Annotated in this window: 13 protein-coding genes; 2 read left to right on the plus strand and 11 right to left on the minus strand. The window is 73.3% G+C overall.

The genetic code is table 11. From position 1 onward, the window contains the following. Positions 1–192 precede the first annotated feature (192 nt). Positions 193–1,059: an alpha/beta fold hydrolase gene (locus ACFTZC_RS05770; RefSeq protein WP_382887154.1), complete on the plus strand. Its 867-nt coding sequence runs from the start codon at positions 193–195 to the stop codon at positions 1,057–1,059. 77 nt (positions 1,060–1,136) lie between these two features. Here ACFTZC_RS05770 and fxsT read toward each other — a convergent pair whose 3' ends face one another. The 5 genes from fxsT to fxsA all read right to left on the minus strand — a co-directional run bounded on the left by fxsT (position 1,137) and on the right by fxsA (position 9,738). After that, entirely contained in the window at positions 1,137–5,093 is a 3,957-nt protein-coding gene (fxsT, locus tag ACFTZC_RS05775; RefSeq protein ID WP_382887156.1) for an FxSxx-COOH system tetratricopeptide repeat protein, read from the minus strand. Beyond that, the gene (gene fsxC, locus ACFTZC_RS05780) at positions 5,077–6,408 is read right to left on the minus strand and encodes an FxsC protein (protein WP_382887158.1); all 1,332 of its coding nucleotides are present in this window, start codon (positions 6,406–6,408) and stop codon (positions 5,077–5,079) included. Before fsxC ends, fxsT begins: the two co-directional genes overlap by 17 nt. Before the next feature lie 34 nt (positions 6,409–6,442). Next, positions 6,443–7,243 (minus strand): aminoglycoside N(3)-acetyltransferase, encoded by an 801-nt coding sequence (locus tag ACFTZC_RS05785; RefSeq protein WP_382887160.1) that lies wholly within the window; start codon positions 7,241–7,243, stop codon positions 6,443–6,445. Beyond that, positions 7,227–9,473, minus strand: coding sequence for a radical SAM/SPASM protein FxsBH, inactivated beta-hydroxylase extension form (fxsBH, locus tag ACFTZC_RS05790; protein ID WP_382887161.1), 2,247 nt, complete (start codon positions 9,471–9,473; stop codon positions 7,227–7,229). The genes ACFTZC_RS05785 and fxsBH overlap by 17 nt, the downstream gene beginning before the upstream one ends. Before the next feature lie 100 nt (positions 9,474–9,573). Then, the gene (fxsA, locus tag ACFTZC_RS05795; RefSeq protein ID WP_382887163.1) at positions 9,574–9,738 is read right to left on the minus strand and encodes an FxSxx-COOH cyclophane-containing RiPP peptide; all 165 of its coding nucleotides are present in this window, start codon (positions 9,736–9,738) and stop codon (positions 9,574–9,576) included. Between the two features lie 231 nt (positions 9,739–9,969). Between fxsA and ACFTZC_RS05800 the strand changes: the two genes are divergently transcribed. Then, on the plus strand, positions 9,970–10,890 hold the full coding sequence (locus tag ACFTZC_RS05800; RefSeq protein WP_382887280.1) for a DUF4231 domain-containing protein: 921 nt from the start codon (positions 9,970–9,972) through the stop codon (positions 10,888–10,890). A gap of 52 nt (positions 10,891–10,942) precedes the next feature. On the opposite strand, the gene ACFTZC_RS05805 is transcribed toward ACFTZC_RS05800, so the two are convergent. The 6 genes from ACFTZC_RS05805 to ACFTZC_RS05830 all read right to left on the minus strand — a co-directional run bounded on the left by ACFTZC_RS05805 (position 10,943) and on the right by ACFTZC_RS05830 (position 17,677). Then, positions 10,943–11,422 carry a hypothetical protein gene (locus ACFTZC_RS05805; protein WP_382887165.1) on the minus strand — a complete coding sequence of 160 codons (480 nt, stop codon included), beginning with the start codon at positions 11,420–11,422 and terminating at the stop codon, positions 10,943–10,945. A gap of 144 nt (positions 11,423–11,566) precedes the next feature. Further along, entirely contained in the window at positions 11,567–12,466 is a 900-nt protein-coding gene (locus ACFTZC_RS05810; RefSeq protein ID WP_382887167.1) for a S1 family peptidase, read from the minus strand. A 250-nt stretch (positions 12,467–12,716) separates the two neighbouring features. Then, complete coding sequence (locus ACFTZC_RS05815; protein WP_382887168.1) at positions 12,717–13,517, minus strand: DUF1684 domain-containing protein; 801 nt, start codon at positions 13,515–13,517, stop codon at positions 12,717–12,719. Between the two features lie 13 nt (positions 13,518–13,530). Then, positions 13,531–14,619 (minus strand): LLM class flavin-dependent oxidoreductase, encoded by a 1,089-nt coding sequence (locus tag ACFTZC_RS05820; protein WP_382887170.1) that lies wholly within the window; start codon positions 14,617–14,619, stop codon positions 13,531–13,533. Next, on the minus strand, positions 14,616–15,698 hold the full coding sequence (locus ACFTZC_RS05825; protein ID WP_382887172.1) for an LLM class flavin-dependent oxidoreductase: 1,083 nt from the start codon (positions 15,696–15,698) through the stop codon (positions 14,616–14,618). The genes ACFTZC_RS05820 and ACFTZC_RS05825 overlap by 4 nt, the downstream gene beginning before the upstream one ends. A gap of 8 nt (positions 15,699–15,706) precedes the next feature. Then, a complete protein-coding gene (locus ACFTZC_RS05830; RefSeq protein WP_382887174.1) occupies positions 15,707–17,677 on the minus strand; it encodes an FAD/NAD(P)-binding protein in 1,971 nt (656 codons plus the stop codon). Positions 17,678–17,822: the final 145 nt, after the last annotated feature.

A 17,822-nucleotide genomic window follows, 5' to 3' on the forward strand; every position in this document is an offset into this window, starting at 1 on the left:
GCCACAGCCCGCCACCGCGCCCTTACGCGGACGGCCCCGAGCCGGGACAATCGACCTGAACCGGGCTCTCCTACGGGGTATTCGAGCCGGTCATGAGCACCGAGGGGTAAGGACCGCGGCGGCGGGGAATGCAGGGTCACGGTGCCTGCATGGGGCACGTAACCGGAGCACACCGGATGAAAGGGGCGGGGGTTGCGACGTCGGGTGCGCGCGGCGGACGGGCGGCATCTGATGGTGGAGCGTCTGGGGGACCCGCGGGGCAGACCGGTCTTCCTGCTGCACGGCACGCCGGGCAGCAGGCTGGGGCCCGCGCCGCGCGGCATGGTGCTGTACCAGCGGGGCATGCAGCTCATCGCCTTCGACCGGCCGGGGTACGGCGGTTCGGACCGGCTCGAAGGGCGCAGTGTGGGCGATGTGGCCCAGGACGTGGCGACGATCGCCGACGCCCTCGGCCTCGACCGGTTCGCCGTGGCGGGCCGCTCCGGCGGTGCCCCGCACGCCCTGGCGTGCGCGGCGCTGATGCCGGACCGGGTGACCCGCGCGGCGGCGCTGGTCCCGCTCGCGCCGTGGGACGCGGACGGCCTCGACTGGTTCGAGGGCATGGCCCCGTCCAATGTCGCCGAGTACTCCACCGCGGCGCGGGACCCGGCGGGCGTGGCGGCCCGGCTCATCCCGCGCGCGGAGGCCATCAGGAAGAACCCGGGGCGGCTGCTGGACGATCTGCGCCGGGAGCTGACCGACTCCGACCGCATGGTGGTCTCGGACGCCGGGCTCAGAATGATGCTGCTGCGCAACTACCAGGAGGGGCTGAGCGATTCGGCGTACGGCTGGATCGACGACGCGGTGGCCTTCGCCAGCCCGTGGGGGTTCGACCCCGCCGACATCCGTGCCCCGGTGCTGCTGTGGCACGGCGAGCAGGACGTCTTCTCGCCGGTCGGCCACGCCCGCTGGCTCGGGGAGCGCATCCCGGGCGCGACGGTCGTCCTGGAGCCGGCCGCGGCGCACTTCGCCTCCCTGCACGCCCTGCCCAGAAGCCTCACCTGGCTCCTGGACGACTGACCGACGGAACAGCGCCAGGTGACAGGCCGAGGGGTACGGTGCCGGGCGCGGACCCGGCACCGTACCCCCCGGGTGTCTCACACCGCCAGGGGCTCCAGATCCCGGTAGACCCGCCGGTCGTCCCTGGCGAAGCGGGTCAGCGCGTGCTCCTCGCCGAGCAGCCCGACCAGTTCCTCCACGGTCTCCACCCGGAGCTGCGCCGCCTCGCCCTTGCGGCCCAGCGCCCCCAGCGTCACGCACATGTTGGACGTGACGGCCAGTGTCTCCGGATGGCGCGCGCCCAGCGAGACCCGCAGCCCCGCGACGGCGCTCCGCTCGGTCACCAGCGCCTCGTCCAGCTCCCCCAGGTCCGCCTTGGCGTTGGCGAGGCCGACGGTGCAGAAGAGCGTGTGCGGATGCTCGTCGCCCAGCACCTCCCGCATCGTCCGCAGGGCCCCCTGGAGCAGCTGCTCCGCCAGTTCCGGTGCCCCGCAACCCCAGTGGAAGACCCCGAGGTTGTTGATGGCGGCAAGGGTGTACGGGTGCCGGGCGCCCGGCACCCGCACGTACTGGTCGACGACCTCCTGGGCCAGGTCCCTGGCCGCCACCGGCTCCCCGGACGCGAAGTGGTCGGCCGCCAGGTTGAGATCGCAGGCGAGGGTGTCCGGGTTGATGTCCGCGCCGTACTTGGCCCGGTAGCGGTTCCTGGTGGCCGTGGTGAGCCGCCGCGCGTCCTCCAGCAGCCCCGCCCTGCGCAGCGACACGGCGAGGTTCTTGCCCGCCGCGAGGGTGCCGGGGAACGCGCGCCCCATGCGCTCCTTGTAGAGGGCGTACGTCCGGCTGAGCAGGGCGACCGAGTCCTCGTACCGGCCGATCTCCCGCAGGTCGCGCCCGAGGCTGGCGGCGGACGAGAGCGTGTACGGGTGCTCGGGGCCGAGCACCTCCGTCCGCCGGTCGAAGACCTCCTGGTCCATCTCGCGCGCCTGGGCGTACCGGCCGACCATGCGCAGGTTCAGCGCGCGGTTGTTGGCGGCGGCGAGCGTCCTCGGGTGGGAGTCGTGGAAGATCCCGCTGAACCCCTCGTGCGCCTCGGTCGCCAGCTCCATCGCCTTGGCGTACTCGCCGAGCGTGCCGAGGTCCATGGCGAGCCCGCTGGTGGTCATGTACGTGTGCGGATGGGTCGGCCCGAGCACCCTGCGCTGCCGGATCAGGGTCTCCTCGTCCAGCTCCCGCGCCTCCACGTAACGGCCCTGCGAGCGGAAGATGTTGGACAGGTGGAAGCGCAGGTACAGATACTGCGGGTCGTCGTTGCCGAGGGTCTCGCGCCAGAGGTCGCGCAGTTCTCCGGCGAGTTCGATGGCGGCGGGCAGGTCGCCGCGCTTCCACAGGTAGCGGACCCGGTCGATCAGCAGCCGGCGGGTCTCGGGGCGCCGGCACAGGCTCGCCTCCGAGGTGATGAGATGCGGCCAGATCGTGTTGAACCGGTCCCAGGTGCCGGGGTTGTCGATCGGCTCGTCGCCGTCGGGCCTGGCGCCCGCGAGGATCCGGTGGACGGCGTGCCGGGCGTCCCGCTGCTCCTCCTCGGTGAGCTGGGCCCGGATGATCGCCTGGACCAGCCGGTGCACCTGGATGCTGTTGCCGACCTGGTCCACCTTGGCCAGCGCGAACCGGCCGATCTCCCGGATGACCCGGCCCAGTACGAGCGTCTCCTGGAGCGAGACGTCGTACGGCTTGAGGGCCTCGATCATCTCCTTGCTGTAGAGGAGGTTGGCGGAGATCGGCTCGGGGGCGAAGAAGGCGCAGAGCTGGAGCAGCCGCACCGCGGCCGGTGAGCGCTCCTTGAGCCGGTCGATGGAGATGTTCCACGTCGCGGCGACCGGTTCCGGGTATCCGGCGGGCTGGTTGAGCGCCAGCACCCCGGCGGCCTGCTGGCCCAGCTGGTCGAGGTACTCGGACACGGGTGTGGCGGTCTCCGCGATCCAGGCGGCGGCCTGTTCGACGGCGAGCGGCAGGTCACCGACGGCGGTGGCCACCTTGTCGGCGTCCACGAGGCTCAGCCCGGGGGCGCGCCGCTGGAGGTGTTCGACGGACTCCTCCCGCAGGAAGACGTCGACGGGCAGCGCGTCGCCGTAACTCGACCAGGTCTGGTTGCGGGAGGTGACCAGGACGTGGCCGGGCCCGCCGGGCGGGAAGTACCGCTGCACCAGTTCGGGGTCGTCCGCGTTGTCGAAGACCAGCAGCCAGCGGGTGGACGGCACCCCGCGCCGCAGCAGGTCGACGGCCTCCATCGAGGCGGCGGACATGTCGTCGCCGCCGCGCGCGCCGAGCCGTACGGCCAGCTCCGCGAGGGAGGCGACCACGTCGGCGGTCCGCTCCGAGGAGATCCACCAGACCAGGTCGTAGTCGGCCATGAAGCGGTGCACGTACTCCAGCGCCACCTGGGTCTTGCCGATGCCGCCGAGCCCGTACAGGGTCTGCGGCTGCGGCAGGACGACGGCCATGCCGCCGCCGAGCTGGTCGCGCATCCGCTCCAGCACGGCGGAACGCCCGGTGAAGCCGGGGTTGCGGGCCGGCGCGTTCCAGATCTTGGGGACGGTGCCGGGGAAGCGCGGTCCCGGCGCGACGGCGTCGGCGAGCTGCGCGGGCCGTTCCAGGGCGCGCAGCAGCGCGCCGGTGGCGTGCGCCTCGTCCAGCCGGAAGAGGTCCACCGGGTTGCGGTCGATGTAGGGGGCGGTGAGCCGTACGTCGCCGACGCGTACGGGCAGGAGCTGGCGCCGGGTGCCGCCGGGGTCCTCGGAGGCGGAGCGCGACCAGACCTCCACGGCCCGCGCGGACTTGAGGTAGGCGGCGGAGAGTAGCACGACCGTACGGGTGGCGCTGTCCTGGTGGATCGTGAGCGAGCCGGTGTCGCCCCCGGTGGGCCCGGCGGGCGGCTCGGCGGAGACGTCGCGCGGCACGACGCGGAACCCGGCCCGGGTGAGGACGGATTCGATCCAGTCGGCCCACATCCGGTTCTCCGCCACGTAGCTGAGGTGGAGGTCGGCGGGGAGCGCGGGCCTGCGCCGGGTGAAGGCGTCCCTGATCCGCAGCCTGGCCTCGTCGCCGACGGGCGGCATCGCGGTGATGGCGCCCTCGGTGACGTAGGTGGTGAGCCGTTCGAAGGCGGAGAGCAGGGAGTTGGAGAGCCCCGCCTCGTCGCCGAAGGTCGCCAGGGTCTCCTCGTACGCGTAGTAGGGGCGGTACGGGATCTCCACGGCGCCCCAGTAGGCGGTGAGGCGTTCCCCGGTGAGCCCGGCGGGGAACCGGTCGAACTTCAGCCGGGCGAGGGCCCGTCCGGCGTCCGCCTTCTCCTTCTCGCCCTCGTCGATGCGCATCGGCACGGGGAAGATCTTGATGCCCCGGCCGCCGTACCGCTCGTCGATCTGGCGGGCCACGGCGGCGGCGCCGTCGATGGACTGGTCGCTGAGGGTGAAGCAGTCGACGAGGACGTCGGGCAGGTGGACGGTGCAGATGTCGGCGATGTCGCTCAGCCCGGTGCGGCTGTCGATGAGGACGTAGTCGTAGTGGGCCTTCATGTCCTCGCGCAGCGCGTCGAAGAAGTGGCCGCCGCCGAGCCGGTCGTAGAAGTTGTCCCAGTCGAAGGTGGAGACGGTCGCGGAGTACTCGCGGTTCTGCCGTCCCGCGGAGACGAAGTCGAGGGTGCCGCCGTCGGGGAACTCCCAGCCGAGGAGTTCCGGGGTGAGCGAGACGGCGTGCGGCTGGATCCGCGCGTAGTCGCGGTGCCAGTCGTCGGGGCGCTCCGCGGGGCTGGTCGCGGCCCACGCGTACTCGGTGATCACGTCGATCACACCGGTGGTCGCGCCGAGGGTCGAGGGGTCGAGGAAGGGGTGGAAGAAGCGGTGCAGGCCGGGCGCCTCCAGGTCCCAGTCGACCGCGAGGACGCGCTTTCCGTTGGCGGCCAGTATCCAGGCCGTGTTGGCGAGGGCCATGGTGCGGCCGGTGCCGCCTTTGTACGAGTAGAAGGTGACGATGCGTCCGTCACGACGTTCTGTCATCCGTGTCCTCCGCATCGGGCGCCAGGTCGTGCGTCTGGGGAACGTAGTGCGTCGTGGCGTACTCGGCGGCCATCGGGCCGCGCAGCCGCGGCCGTTCGGTGTGGCTGCCGCCGGCCGGCGGATAGACCTCCGCGTGTCTCAGGTACTGCTGGGCCGCCGCTTCGACGACCTGGGGCAGGATCTGGCCGAACGCCTCCATGCTGGGCACGCCCTTGGCGGCGGCCCGGCAGGCGGCGCGGCCCTGCCCCATCTTCTTGGGCATGGTCCGTTCGAGTTTCTCGCTCAACTCGGCCTGGGCCGCCCGGCTCTGCTCGTCCTCGCGGTTCCACGGGACGACGACGCTCACCCAGGGGCGGTGTTCGGCGTCGAACGCGGCGAGCCGCTCGCACTGTTCCTCGTCGTTGAGGGCCCACCGGTCGACCAGCAGTATCTCCGGCCGGACGGGGGCATGTTTGCCTTCGTGGGGTACGGACACCTCGTCGAAGGAGACGATGTCCGCCTGGTAGTTGAGGGAGCGGACCAGATCCCGGGTGACGTACGCCAACGGCCGGGCCGAGTCCGGGTGGTACGGGTTCCAGTCCTGGGCCATGCCCCCGTAGTAGTCGGCCCGGCGGCCCTCCGGGAGCCCGTGCCGGGTGGGCGCGGCCACGGTGACCTGCATCGGGCGGGGTCCGCCGCTGGTGCCGAAGGCGCTGGGCGCGCTGCGGTAGTCGACGGGGCGCCCGGGGCCTATCGCGGCGGTGTCGGCGACGCTGACGATGCGTTTGGCGAGTTCGTAGACGGCCCGCTGGTACTCGTCCTCGAAGATCCGGAGTTTGATCAGCCCGTAGAGGCCGTCGGTGACGTAGCGGTCCCCGAAGTCCCGGTGGTTGAACTGCAACCGCTCGGCGGGGCCGGGTAGTTGCCGCGCCGGTACGGGCACCCACAGGGCCGGGACGATCGCCTCGGCCGTGGTGTTGTTCTTGGCCTGCTCGTAGATGACCCGCTGGGCGAAGGCGTACCACTCCTTGCCGCACATCTCGCTGGCGAAGTAGCGCGGTGAGAACAGCGGCACGAACACCCGGCAGGTGGCGAGCACGTCGGCGAGCCGCTCCGACCAGCCCTCGCCCGAGCGCATCTCCCGGTCGATGAAGCCGGCCTGGGCGCCGGCCGGCAGATCCGTCATCGCCATCACGTGCTCGGACAGATCCCGGAAGAGCTTCTGCACCCACATGTCCGGGTCGGCCCCGGAGGCGCCGTCCCGGGGTGTGTGCGCGTAGCTCAGGAAGAAGTACGGCCGATGGTCGGCCGCTCGCTGCTGCGGTGACGCGTGCACACGACCCCCGTCCTGTGGTGGACATCCACGTTGTTCAACGCCGTTTCCCGGCCATCCACACCGTGGCGTGTGCCACCGCGTCCTTGATCGGGAACAGCCGCCCGACCGCCCCTCCCAGTTGCCCCTTCTGCTCAAGTCCCCAAGGGAACGCGGCTCCAATCGCCGCGAAATCACTGTCGTCGAGGTTCACATCCTCATATTCCACCCAGCGCGGTGATCCGTCCGGCGCTTTGACCACACAGTGATAAGAACGTGTGGTCGCGCCGGGCCGGTATTCGGCGAGATGGAACGCGCTGCACGCGCCGTGTCCCACATTGACCAGCAGTACCCGCGCGTCGGCCTCGGCCAGCGCGCCGAGCGGGGAGTCCGGGCCGAGATGGCTGTGCAGCGGGTGGTCGGCCATCAGTTCGGCGGCGCGCGCGCCGAGCGCGGCGAACGAGGTCTGCGGATGGCCGCTCCGTACGGCGCCCTCGGCGGTGCGTACGGACTCGGCCAGCCGGCCCATCGCGAGGCAGGGCGTGGTCCGCGCGTCGAAGGCGGGCATGTGGGAGCGGTACGCGGCGGCCTGGCGGCGGGTCAGCCCGGAGATCCTGGCGCGGTGGGCGGCGGAGGTGTCGGAGTTCTCCTCGGTGAAGGCCGGCACGACGAGGGTGCCGTCCTCGCCCAGCGCCGTCAGCAGGGCGGTGCGCAGGGTGTCGGCGTCGAGCCCGGTGCCGCGCAGGGCGGAGTGGACGAGCAGGACCGACCCGGGGGTGACGCCCAGGGCGGTCAGCTCGCGGGCGAGTTCCGCGGCGGTGGGAGCCGGGGGAGCCGAGGGGTCAGGGGTGTCGGACACGGTCGGCCTCCGCGCGCAGGGTGGTCAGCAGGCTCTTCCCGCCGACGGTGAGTTCGGCCGCGTCCTCCAGGGTGTCCAGCGCCCGCAGGGCGTGGTCCAGGTGGCGTCGGTCGTACGCGGCGAGGCCCACCCGCTCGTGGGCCCCCGCCAGCAGTTCGGAGAACGGCACCGGTCTCTCGCGCCAGGGCGCGGGCCGGAGCCACGCGCCGTCCAGCGCGTAGAGATCGGCGACCTCGGTGAGCGCCCGCAGGGTGGCCCGGCGGTAGCCGCGCAGCAGCGTGGGCGCCAGGGCCTCGGGGGCGCCCTGTACGGGGATGCCGAGCGCCCCGTATCCGTACGGGGCCGCCACGGGGCTCCGGAACGGCCCGTCCAGCGGTGTCAGTGTGGAGAGCGTGGCGGCGGCCTCGGCGGCCTGGTCGGGGACGGCCTCGCGGAGCAGCGCCCAGGCCGCCGCGAGCCGGCCGCTCCAGTCGGCGGCCTCGTCCCGGCCGAGCCCGGGGTGGGCGGGGGCGTCGAAAAGGTCGCGGTACGGGTCGACGTCGTCCAGGGCGAGGTCGGGGGCGCCGTCCCGGCCGAGGCGGCGCACGGGGCGCCATACCCCGGTGGCCTCGTCGGCGCGGACGACCCGCAGCTCCGTGGCGCCGGTACGCACCACGAACCCCTTCTCGGCGAGGCGCACCTCGGCCTCGCCGGGCTCGCCGAGCCGCAGCGCGCCGAGCGTGGGCAGGACCAGCACACCGCCCCGGTGGCGGACGCGTACGGCCGTGTCGAGCCCCCCGCGCAGGACGGCGGCGGCGAGGTACGCCCCCACCCGCTCCGCGAGGTCCGGCGCGTCGGGGCGGTCCCCGCGGGCGGCGGCGATCGCCTCGGCGAGCCAGGTACGGGTGTAGGGGTGGGCGAAGACGGCGTCGAGCCCGTCGGAGCCCCGTTCGACGGCGGCCGCCAGCTCCCACGCCTCCTGCCAGGGCTCGCCGCCCCGGCCGTCGAGCGCGGCGTGCAGCTCGGCCAGCATCGAGCGGGTCAGTTCGTGCTGGGCGACGAGGAGTTCGCCGGGGTGGCCGACGGCGGGCGGGACGCTCTCGGCGCGCGTCCGGTCCTCGATGCCGCGGATGAGGGCGGCCAGGTCGGCGCAGTACACCGAGGGGTGGTCGAAGCCGGCGGGAGCGCCGGGGGCGCCCGGCGACGGCTCCGGCGCCGAACGGTAGCGGTGGGTGTAGAGCCCGCCGCCGCAGGAGCGCACGACCGGGCACCGCCGGCACTCCTCGCTCACCCCCGCGAGCCCGAGCTGCCGGCTCCGTACCCCGGGGTGCGCGGCGACCTCGTCGAAGGCGTGCGCGAAGACGTCGAAGCCGGTGGCCGCGGCGCCCTCGTAGGCGCTCTTGAGGGAGTCGACCTGCTCCAGGGTGCCGTCGGTCTCCACGACGACGAGATCGGTGGGGGCGAGGCCGAGCGACTCGGTGAGGCTCGGGCCGCCGGCGAGGGTGGAGAGCACCGAGTCGAAGAGGCGTACGGGCATCGGCCTGCCCCGGGCGTCCCACCGGTCGAAGACGGCGAGCAGCCAGTCGGCGTACGCGGTGGGCGAGCCGTCCGGGCGCGGCGGCGGCTCGTCCCAGGTGGCGTGCGGCAGCAGGAAGTCGATGCGCGGCGGGTCGAGCGCGTCCAGCGCGTCGTAGACGCCGACCGGGTCGTTGGCGGCGTCGACCGTGCAGAGCAGCCCGAGGTCGAGATGGCGGTAGCGGTCCTGCCGGAGGAGTTCGACGGCCTTGAGGACCAGGGGATGGCTGCTGCGGCCGTCCGCGAAGCGGCGGTGCCGGTCGTTGGCCGCGCGGTCGCCGTCGAGGGAGATACCGACCCGGACGCCGAACTCGTCGAAGAGGTCGAGGTAGCGGGGGGAGAGCTGGAGCCCGTTGGTGTGGACGCGTAAGTCCAGCTCGGCGACGCCGTCGAGGGCGGCGGTCAGTTCCTCGCACACGCGCCGGAGCCGGGCGGGGCCGGCGAGCAGTGGCTCCCCTCCGTGCAGGATCACTGACACGGAGGGCAGGGCGTGGGTGGCGGCGTGCTCGGCCAGTCGCAGAGCTGTCCGGGAAATCGCTTCGTCAGAGATCGCTTTGGGGCGGGTACGCCAGCTCTGATCGGCGTGTTCGTAGATGTAGCAGTGGTCGCACGCAAGATCACACCTGCTGTGGACCTTCAGAACGATCTCACGGAAGGGGACCAGGGGTCCTGTCATTCCGACAGTCTAGAGCTCGTTCCGCCAGTGGTGACCAACGGTGTTTCGCCGGTCCAGCCGGTCTAGAGCGCGGAGTTGCGGTCCAGCCGGTCCAGCCGGTCTAGAGCGCCGAGTTGAAGCTCGAAACGCGCGCGACACGGCCACTGGGCATGGGCAGTACACGACCGAGCTTCCTGGCGACACCGGCGTCACGTACGTCGATCTCCGCGAGGGGGACACGGTTCTTCTTCGCGGTGGCGAAGGCGGCAGAGGTCTGAGAGGTCACGGCGGCCGTCCTTGATCATGTCAGTCGTACAGGAGACACCGCACCGTTGCAGTGTCAGCGGCTCGACTTTACTCTCATGAACCCGTGCGGCAACTCGGCACGTGGGGACGAGACGAAAGCGTTGCCGGGGACCACACGACCGGGTGCGGGACTGATCGTTCCGCTGATCGAGTGACAACAAAACAGCAGACGGGGGCGCGCATGGCCGACGTACGCGGACCACTGCACAGCATGGTCTTCCGAAACGCTGATCTGCCGGTTCTCTTCCATCACGCGGACGGGGTCGCCATCCGCCGGCAGCGCCAGGCGGTCAACGCCACCCGCCGCCAGCTCCTGTTGCTGGTGCTGGGCGCGCTGCTGACCTCGCTGCCCTGGCACGGGACGGTGGGCGATTCGTTCCAAATCGTCAGTGCCCTGGGCGCGTTGGCGTACGCGGGTGTGCTTCTGGTCACGTTCCGCTCGGCGGGCCAGCGAGCGAAGTCACACTGGCAACTCAACCGCTCCGCCGCCGAGTTCATCAAATCGCTCTCCTGGCGTTACGCAGTGCACGGCGCGCCCTTCGACTCCGGGGTGGCCGGGGCCGCCGATCTCTTCGCCTCCCGGATGGAGGCGGGGCTCGCGGAGTTGCGCAAGGTGGGGTGGGAGGACCCGCGCGAGAATCCCGGGGAGGGAGCGGATCCGGGGCAGGGCGCCACCGGGGAGCTGATCACGCCCGCGATGCGGGTGCTGCGGGACAAGCCGTTCAGTGCCCGGAAGGAGACCTATGTCAGGGACCGGCTGATCGAGCAGCGGAACTGGTACCACCGCAGGACGGTCGTCTCCCGCCGGGCCACCACCCTCTGGTCGGCCACCATCGCGCTGCTCACCCTGCTGGCGCTGCTCCTCGCCGTGCTGCGGACGTTCTCGGTCACCGACTCGGGTGCGGTGCTGGGGCTGTTGTCGGCGTCGGCGGCGGCCTGTCTGGCGTGGAGCGAGATACGCCGGCACCAACCCCTCATATCCGCCCACTCGTTGGTGGAGGAGGACCTGGCGGCGATGCACACGGCGATGGAGACGATGGTCACCGAGCAGCAGTGGGCGAACGCGGTGTACGAGACCGAGCGCATCGTCTCGCCGCAGCACACCGACTGGCTGGTACGGCACCGCAGTTGAGCCGCCGGGCCGCGGTCCGGCCCCGCGGCCGGCGGGCGTGGGGCGCGCCGCCTCAGGCGCGCTCGACGCCCTCGCACCAGATCACTGTGACCGGCTTCCCGCGCTCGCGTGCGTACCGCACGATGTCGCCCGTCCCGCCGAGGCCGCGGGCGGGCCGGCCGTCCCAGACCGCGAGCAGCCGGTCGCAGTTGTCGGCGATGTAGGTGCCCGCGGCGTAGTACGCCTCGTCGGTGGAGTGCGGATAGGCCATCCGGACCTCCAGGGTGGCCCGCTCCTTGAGCCGCCGGTAGCCGTCGAGTTCGTCCTGGCCCTCGAAGTCGTCCTCGTAGTCGCCGCTGGGGATGACCACGGTCAGCTGCGCGCCGTGGTCCAGGGCGAGGACGGCGAAGAGCTGGTCCGCGCCCACGGCGAGGCTGGAGAGCGCCTCCATCGACCCGCCCTGGCCGTGGAGCACGGCCGCGATGGCGGCTCTGATGTGCGCGTACGCCTCGGCCGGGATGTTCCGGTGACCGGTCACTCCGATGCGTTTCACTGTTTCACGGCCCCCGTTCCCTCTGCGGCGCACACCCTGACATCTTCGCAGAGAACGGCGGCGAGTCCCCGCCCGTCGGTACGGACGGAGACTCGCCCCGCGCTCGGTCAGGAGCGCTCTCTTTCGTCTGTTCGTCCTGTCCTTCTAGACGAGCGTGACCCCGTAGGCGCTCAGGGCCTCCGTCACCGGCTGGAAGTACGTCGTACCGCCCGAGGAGCAGTTCCCGCTGCCGCCCGAGGTCAGACCGATGGCGGTGGAGCCGGAGTAGAGCGGCCCGCCGCTGTCGCCCGGCTCGGCGCAGACGTTGGTGCGGATCAGACCGCTGACGACGTCACCGCTCCCGTAGTTCACCGTGTAGTTGAGGCCCGTGACCGAACCGCTGTGGATGCCGGTCGTGGAGCCGCGGCGCGTGACGGACATCCCGTTGGTGGCGTTGGCCGCGCCCGTGATGGTGACGCTGCCGACGGTGCCCGGGTGGGCCAGCGAGGTGTTCGAGTACCGCACGAGGCCGTAGTCGTTGCCGGGGAAGCTGGTGCCGGCCGAGGGGCCGATGCTCGTGGTGTGCGCCGAGCTGGTGTACCAGGGCGGCAGGCCCTCGGTGCAGTGGCCCGCCGTCAGGAAGTAGTACGTGGAGCCGCTGCGGACGTTGAACCCGGCCGAGCAGCGCCAGCTGGTGGCGTAGACGGCGTCGCCGCCCGAGATGAGCTTGGAGAGCTTGCCCTCGGTCCGCTCGACGCGGAGCGCGCCCGCGTTGGCGCCCGCGGCCCGCTCGATCGAGTCGATCCCGTCCTGCGTGACCGTGGAGTCGGCCTGGACGACCACCGTCCCGGTCGCCGGGTCGACGGCCCAGGCGGTGCCCGCGACATCGGCTTCCATGACGGCTTCGCTCGCCGCGGTGAGCTGGCTCGCGCTGAACGTGGTGGCCGGTGCGGCGCTCGCGGTGGGTATGGCGAGGGCCGCCGCGGCGGCTATTCCGGTGGTGACGGCGATCAGACGTACGCGTCTGGCGACACCGCTGAGGGGGTTGGTGCGCTTGGTCCTCACTGTCGTTCCTCCCGAGGGGGATCGGGGGCCCGTTCGTGGGGTTCCTGGGCCCGTGAGGCGCAGCCGGGGACGCGGCGCGGTGCGGGGGTCTCCCGGACCGCGGCGCGCCCCGACCGGCGCTGCACGGGAGTATTGGCGGCCTCAACTGCCCCCGCAAGGGCGTCTTTTGGCCGTCCGCGACACCGGTGGGGCGTACGGTGCCCAGGCGCCGCGTGAGGTACGCCCGGTGCCCGTCGGAGGCCGCTCCGGGTCAGTCGGTGCGGACCGTGCGCTCGCCCGCCGGGACGGCGATGGGAAGGGTGTTGCCGGGCGGCGGGAACGGGCAGATGAAGTGGTCGGCGAAGGCGCACGGCGGGAGCAGCGTCCGGTTGAAGTCGACCGTCACCGTCCCGTCGGCGGCCGGGGCGGCGGGCCGCAGGAAGCGGAAGCGGTAACTGCCGTGGCCGCTGGTGGTGTCGGCGAAGACCGCCCACAGGGAGCCGTCGGCCTCCACCGCGACCTGGAGGGTGTGCTCCGTACCGCCGACGGTGAAGGCGAGCTCCCCGCCGAGGCCGAGCCCGCGCTCCCGGCCGTCGGCGTTGGCGACCTGGACGGTGCGGCTCCCGTCGTACGGGCGGAAGCGGCCCGGCAGCGTCCAGGCCGGGTCGTACGGGGTGGCCTCGATGGCGCGGAAGGCGCGCCGCGCGGCGGAGTCCGGGTCGAAGTCCCGTACGGCCCACAGCCCTTCGCGGCGCAGCACGACCAGCCGGCGCGGGCCGGCCGCGATCCGGGACTCCGCGAAGGGGCCGTTGTCGGCGGTGAGCCTGATCCCGCCGGTGAGCGGTTCGCCGTCGGCGGTCAGCCCGTCGCCGGCCGCCGCGTTCAGCACGATCGCGTCGCCGTCCTCGCGCCACAGGCCCGGGAGCCCGGGGAGGACCCCGTCGGGGTGGTCGGCGAGCCAGTGGGTGCCGGTGAGCGCGAGCGGTCCGTACGGGGCGGAGACCGTGGCGGTGCGGCGCTCGTGCCAGGTCGTCCACTCCCGGGCGGGGACGGGCGGTGTGTCCGTTGTCATGCTGTTCAACCTTTCATACCGGGTTCACCGGATCGGGAAGCCCGAGGTGGGAGCGCAGGGTGGTGCCTTCGTATTCCGTACGGAAGGCGCCGCGCTCCCGGAGCAGGGGGACCACCCGGTCGACGAAGTCGTCGAGCCCGCCCGGGGTGGGAGGGGGCAGGAGGAGGAACCCGTCGGCCGCGTCGGCGGAGACGAAGGCGTCCATCTCCGCCGCGACGGTCTCCGGGGTGCCGGTGAAGGACCGCGGCCCGTCCGGGTCGTACGCGGTGTGCTCCCGCGCCGCGGCGTCGCTGTCCCCGAGGACGACGGTGGCACTCGTGATGATCTTGAGGTCGTCCGGTTTCCTGCCGTACGCGGCCAGCCGCGCCTTGGTGTCGGCGTAACAGGCGCGGCCCTCCTCCAGCGTGCCGCCCCGGGTGAGGATCACGTCGGCGGCGTGGGCGGCGGACTCGCGGGCCTCGTCGGAGTCCCCGGCCTGGATGATCACGGGGTGGCCCTGCGGGGAGCGCGGGACGGTGAACTCCCCCGCGATCTCGAACTGCGGCCCGGAGTGCGCGAAGGGCCGGGGCGCGCCGTCCGGGGAGCCGGGCGCCGGCGGGGTCCAGGAGTCCCACAGTTCGCGGGCGGTACGGACGAACTCGGCGGCCCGGGTGCGGCGGCCGGCCCGGTCGGGACAGCCGCCGCGCCGGAAGTTCTCCCCGGTGCGGGCGTCGGAGGAGGTGACCACGTGCCAGGCGGCGCGGCCCGCGCTGAGGTGGTCGAGGGTGGCGAACCTGCGGGCCAGTTCGAACGGCTCGTTGAAGGTGGTGCCGGCGGTGGCGGCGAGGCCGAGCCGGTCGGTGACGGCGGCCAGGGCGCTGAGCACGGTGAGCGGTTCGGGGTGGCCGACGTGCTCGTGCGGCCGGGGCTCCTCCGCGAGGAGGAAGAAGTCGAACGTGCCGCGCTCCGCCGTCCTCGCCGGCGCCTCGAAGGAGGCGAAGTCGGCCCGGACCGCGCTTCTGTCGCCCCCGGGGAAGCGCGCCGCGAGATGGAGCCGTTTGCGGGGGCGCGGACATGCGGCCCCGGTCGCCTCCGTGGCGCCGCGCGTCGGTTCCGTGGTCATGACGCTCCCCCCGCGGTCGTGTACCGGTTGGCGGGGCGGGCCAGGCCCAGGTGTTCGCGGAGTGTGCCGCCCGGGTGGAAGGTGCGGAAGAGGCCGCGGTGCTGGAGGACCGCGACGGTGCCGTTGACCAGGCGTTCGAGGTCCCGGTGCGGCTCGACGGGGGTGAGGTGGAAGCCGTCGACGGCCTCGTCGCCGTGCCAGCGCGTGATGAGGTCGGCGAGGTCGACCGGGCCGCCCCGGTAGTGCGCGCCCGCCGCGCCGGCGGCGGTGTCCGTCCCGTACACACAGCCCGGCTCCCGCGGGCGTTCGCCGTCGTGGCAGTCGAGGGTGAGCGCGGCCAGCACGCGCAGGGTGCCGGGGTCGCGGCCGGTCTCGGCGGCGCGGGCGCGCAGCCGCCCGCGGAGGGCCGCGGCCTCCTCGGCCCGGCCCGCCCTGATGAGGACGACATCGGCGTACCGGGCGGCGGTCTCGGTGAGTTCGGGGGTGCGTCCGGTCACGATGTCGACCACGGTGACGGGGTGTCCCTGCGGTGGCCGGGGCACGGCGGCCGGGCCGCGTACGGCGAAGGTGGCGCCCCGGAAGTCGACAGGGTGCAGCGTGTCCCGGTCGACGAAGCGGCCTGTCGACGTGTCGCGGATCCCGGCGTCGTCCTCCCGGCTGTCCCAGAGCCGGGCGGCCACGTCGGCGACCTCGCCCGCCTCCCGCCAGAGCGCGGAGGCGGGCGCGGCGGGGCGCCGGCCGAAGAGCCTGGCCTGCGCGGTGGTGGTCGACACGTCGACAAGCCACCCCGCCCGGCCGTGGCTCACCCAGTCCAGGGTGGCGATCGCCGCGGCGAGGTGGAACGGCTCGGTGTGGGTGGTGGTGACGGTCGGGACGAGGCCGACGCGTCCGGTGGCGGGGGCGACCCGGGCGAGCACCGCGAGCGCGTCGGGTCCCGGGCGTTCGAAGGAGTCCCTGAGCGTCACGAAGTCGAGGGCGCCGTGCTCGGCCAGCCGGGCGAGCGCCACGTAGGAGGCGGCGTCGTACCGGGGCGGGCCGCCGATCTCGGCGGCGAGGTGGAGGGTACGGGTGGCGGACACGGGGAGCCCTACCTTCCGGCTTCGGACGGGGACGGTGCCCGGACCGTACGGGCGGCCACTCCGGCGAGCAGGGTGAGGGCGCTCCGCGCGGCGGCGTCGTTCTGGCGGAACGCGGGTCCGCCGGTACGCGGCCGGGCGAACGCCCCGCTCGACCGCGCCGTGGTGTACGGGCCGAGGGAGAAGCGGCGCGGGTGCGGGCGGCCGTCGCGCTCCACGAGCCGGCCGTCCCCGGGGTCGACCCTGACCAGCCCGGCGGCGGAGACCGTGGCCGCCCCCTCGTCGTACAGGGCGCGCAGCAGCGGGCTGAGGGTGCGGTCCGGCGAGGGGTCGGGGAGCCGGGCCTCGACCAGGGCGCGGGCCTCGACGTACGCCCCGGGTACGGAGGCGCCGCGGGCCCGGAAGACGCCGCCGCGCTCGTCGGCCTCGACGGTGGTGTCCGCGCCGAGGAAGCGGACGACACCGGCCCGGGAGAGCGCGAGGAGCTGCCGCAGCCGGGGGCCCGGCGGCCCCGAGGCGAGGTAGCTGAAGAAGCCGTGCCACCGCCCGCCGGGGTCGCCGAGGTCCCCGAGGCGGACGAGCTGGCCGTAGACGGAGAGCAGCCCGAGGAAGACCCCGAGGTCCGCGCTGTGGGCCGGGTCGTGGCGCCGGGCCAGGTCGCGGGCTATGTAGGCGCGCAGACCGTCCTGAAGCGCGTCGTACGAGGCGAAGCGCACCCCGTCGAGCGGCCGGTCGAGCGCGGCGAGGTCGAGCCGGTCGGCGGGGTCGGGGACGGCCGAGCCGATCAGGGCCTCCAGTTCGGGGCTCCCGGGGCCGGCCGCCGCGTACTTCTCCTCGAAGTCGGCCCAGTGGACGCGGGTGCGTTCGGGGTGGGCGGCGAAGAGCCGGTGGTAGTGGGCGAAGCCGAGCTCCTTCTCGACCAGCGGCCGGATGTCACGGTCGTAGTCGGGCCGCTCGGTTCCGCTCAGCAGCGCGTCGACCTGCCCGGGGCCGAGGAAGCGCGGCAGCGGGGGGCGTTCGCCGGTCAGCCCGTAACCGATCTTGGAGTGGTACGGCACGCCGCGCCGCGAGCCGACGTGGAGGACGGGCTCGCGCCCCGAGGGGTGGTAGACCAGCTCGTCGCCGGGGCCCTCGCCCCCGGTGTAGTGGCCGCCGCGCCCTTCGGTGAGCAGCACCATCAGGTCGACGAAGGCGAGCCCGAAACCGCGCACGAGGACGGGTTCACCGGCGGGCAGGGCGGACAGGTCGCTGTCGGCGGTGAAGTCGGGCGGCAGGTGGAGCAGCCCGTGCCGGCGCGCGAATCCGGCCAGCTCCACCTGGTCCGGGTCGGGTTCGGCGTCGAGGTGACCGAGGGTCAGTACGACGAGATCCGCCTCCAGCGGTTCGGCCCGCCCGGCGAGCACCACGCGCTGGCGCCCCTCGCGCGGGCCGTGGACGCGCAGCGCGTGGGTGGGGTGGAGATGGACCCGGACGCCGGGCGGCAGGGCGGCCACGGTCCGCTCGTACACCCAGCTCAGATAGGCGCTCTGGACCCGGCGGCTGGGGAAGCTCTGCGCGGTGAGGGCGGCGATCTCGGCGAGCAGCCCGGCCTGGTCGGCCGCGGCCCCAGCATCGCCGATGGCCCCGGGCGCGGCGGCCGGGCGGGCGCGGCCCGCCGCGACGTCCCGGGCCCAGGCGTCGAGCGCGGGTCCGGGGCGTACGGGTCCCTCCAGCACGACCGAGTCGTCGGTGAACATCGTCACGTCCTCGGCCATGGAGTTCATCCAGAGCAGCGGGGACTGGTCGCGGCGCCAGATCCGGCCGGCGCCGGGCGGGAACGGGTCGACGAGATGGATGTCCAGCGGTAGACCGCCGTACAGGGAGGGCGCGTTGGCGGCGATCCGTTCGAGGAAGCCCGTGCCGCGCGGGCCCGCGCCGACGATCACGACGGACGGGGTGGCGGGAGGTGTGCGGACGGGGTCCGGATCCGGTGACGCGGACATGGAAGGCTCCGTGGATGCAGGGATCGAACACGGGAGGTGCCTTCACACGGAACGCGGGTGGACCGAGCCCCTCAGCGGGGTCCGCCTGCGGGACCGAGGCTAAGCGGCGCGTACGGCCTGTTGTCAAGCCTGTCCACACTGTGAG

Source organism: Streptomyces sp. NPDC056987, assembly GCF_042673865.1.
Lineage (GTDB): Bacteria > Actinomycetota > Actinomycetes > Streptomycetales > Streptomycetaceae > Streptomyces.

Excerpts from the sequence above, each read along its gene's own strand:
- fxsBH (WP_382887161.1), bottom strand. The coding sequence starts at position 9,473 with ATGACAGGACCCCTGGTCCCCTTCCGTGAGATCGTTCTGAAGGTCCAC.
- ACFTZC_RS05800 (WP_382887280.1), top strand. The coding sequence starts at position 9,970 with ATGGTCTTCCGAAACGCTGATCTGCCGGTTCTCTTCCATCACGCGGAC.
- ACFTZC_RS05815 (WP_382887168.1), bottom strand. The coding sequence starts at position 13,517 with ATGACAACGGACACACCGCCCGTCCCCGCCCGGGAGTGGACGACCTGG.
- ACFTZC_RS05830 (WP_382887174.1), bottom strand. The coding sequence starts at position 17,677 with ATGTCCGCGTCACCGGATCCGGACCCCGTCCGCACACCTCCCGCCACC.
- ACFTZC_RS05820 (WP_382887170.1), bottom strand. The coding sequence starts at position 14,619 with ATGACCACGGAACCGACGCGCGGCGCCACGGAGGCGACCGGGGCCGCA.
- fxsT (WP_382887156.1), bottom strand. The coding sequence starts at position 5,093 with ATGACAGAACGTCGTGACGGACGCATCGTCACCTTCTACTCGTACAAA.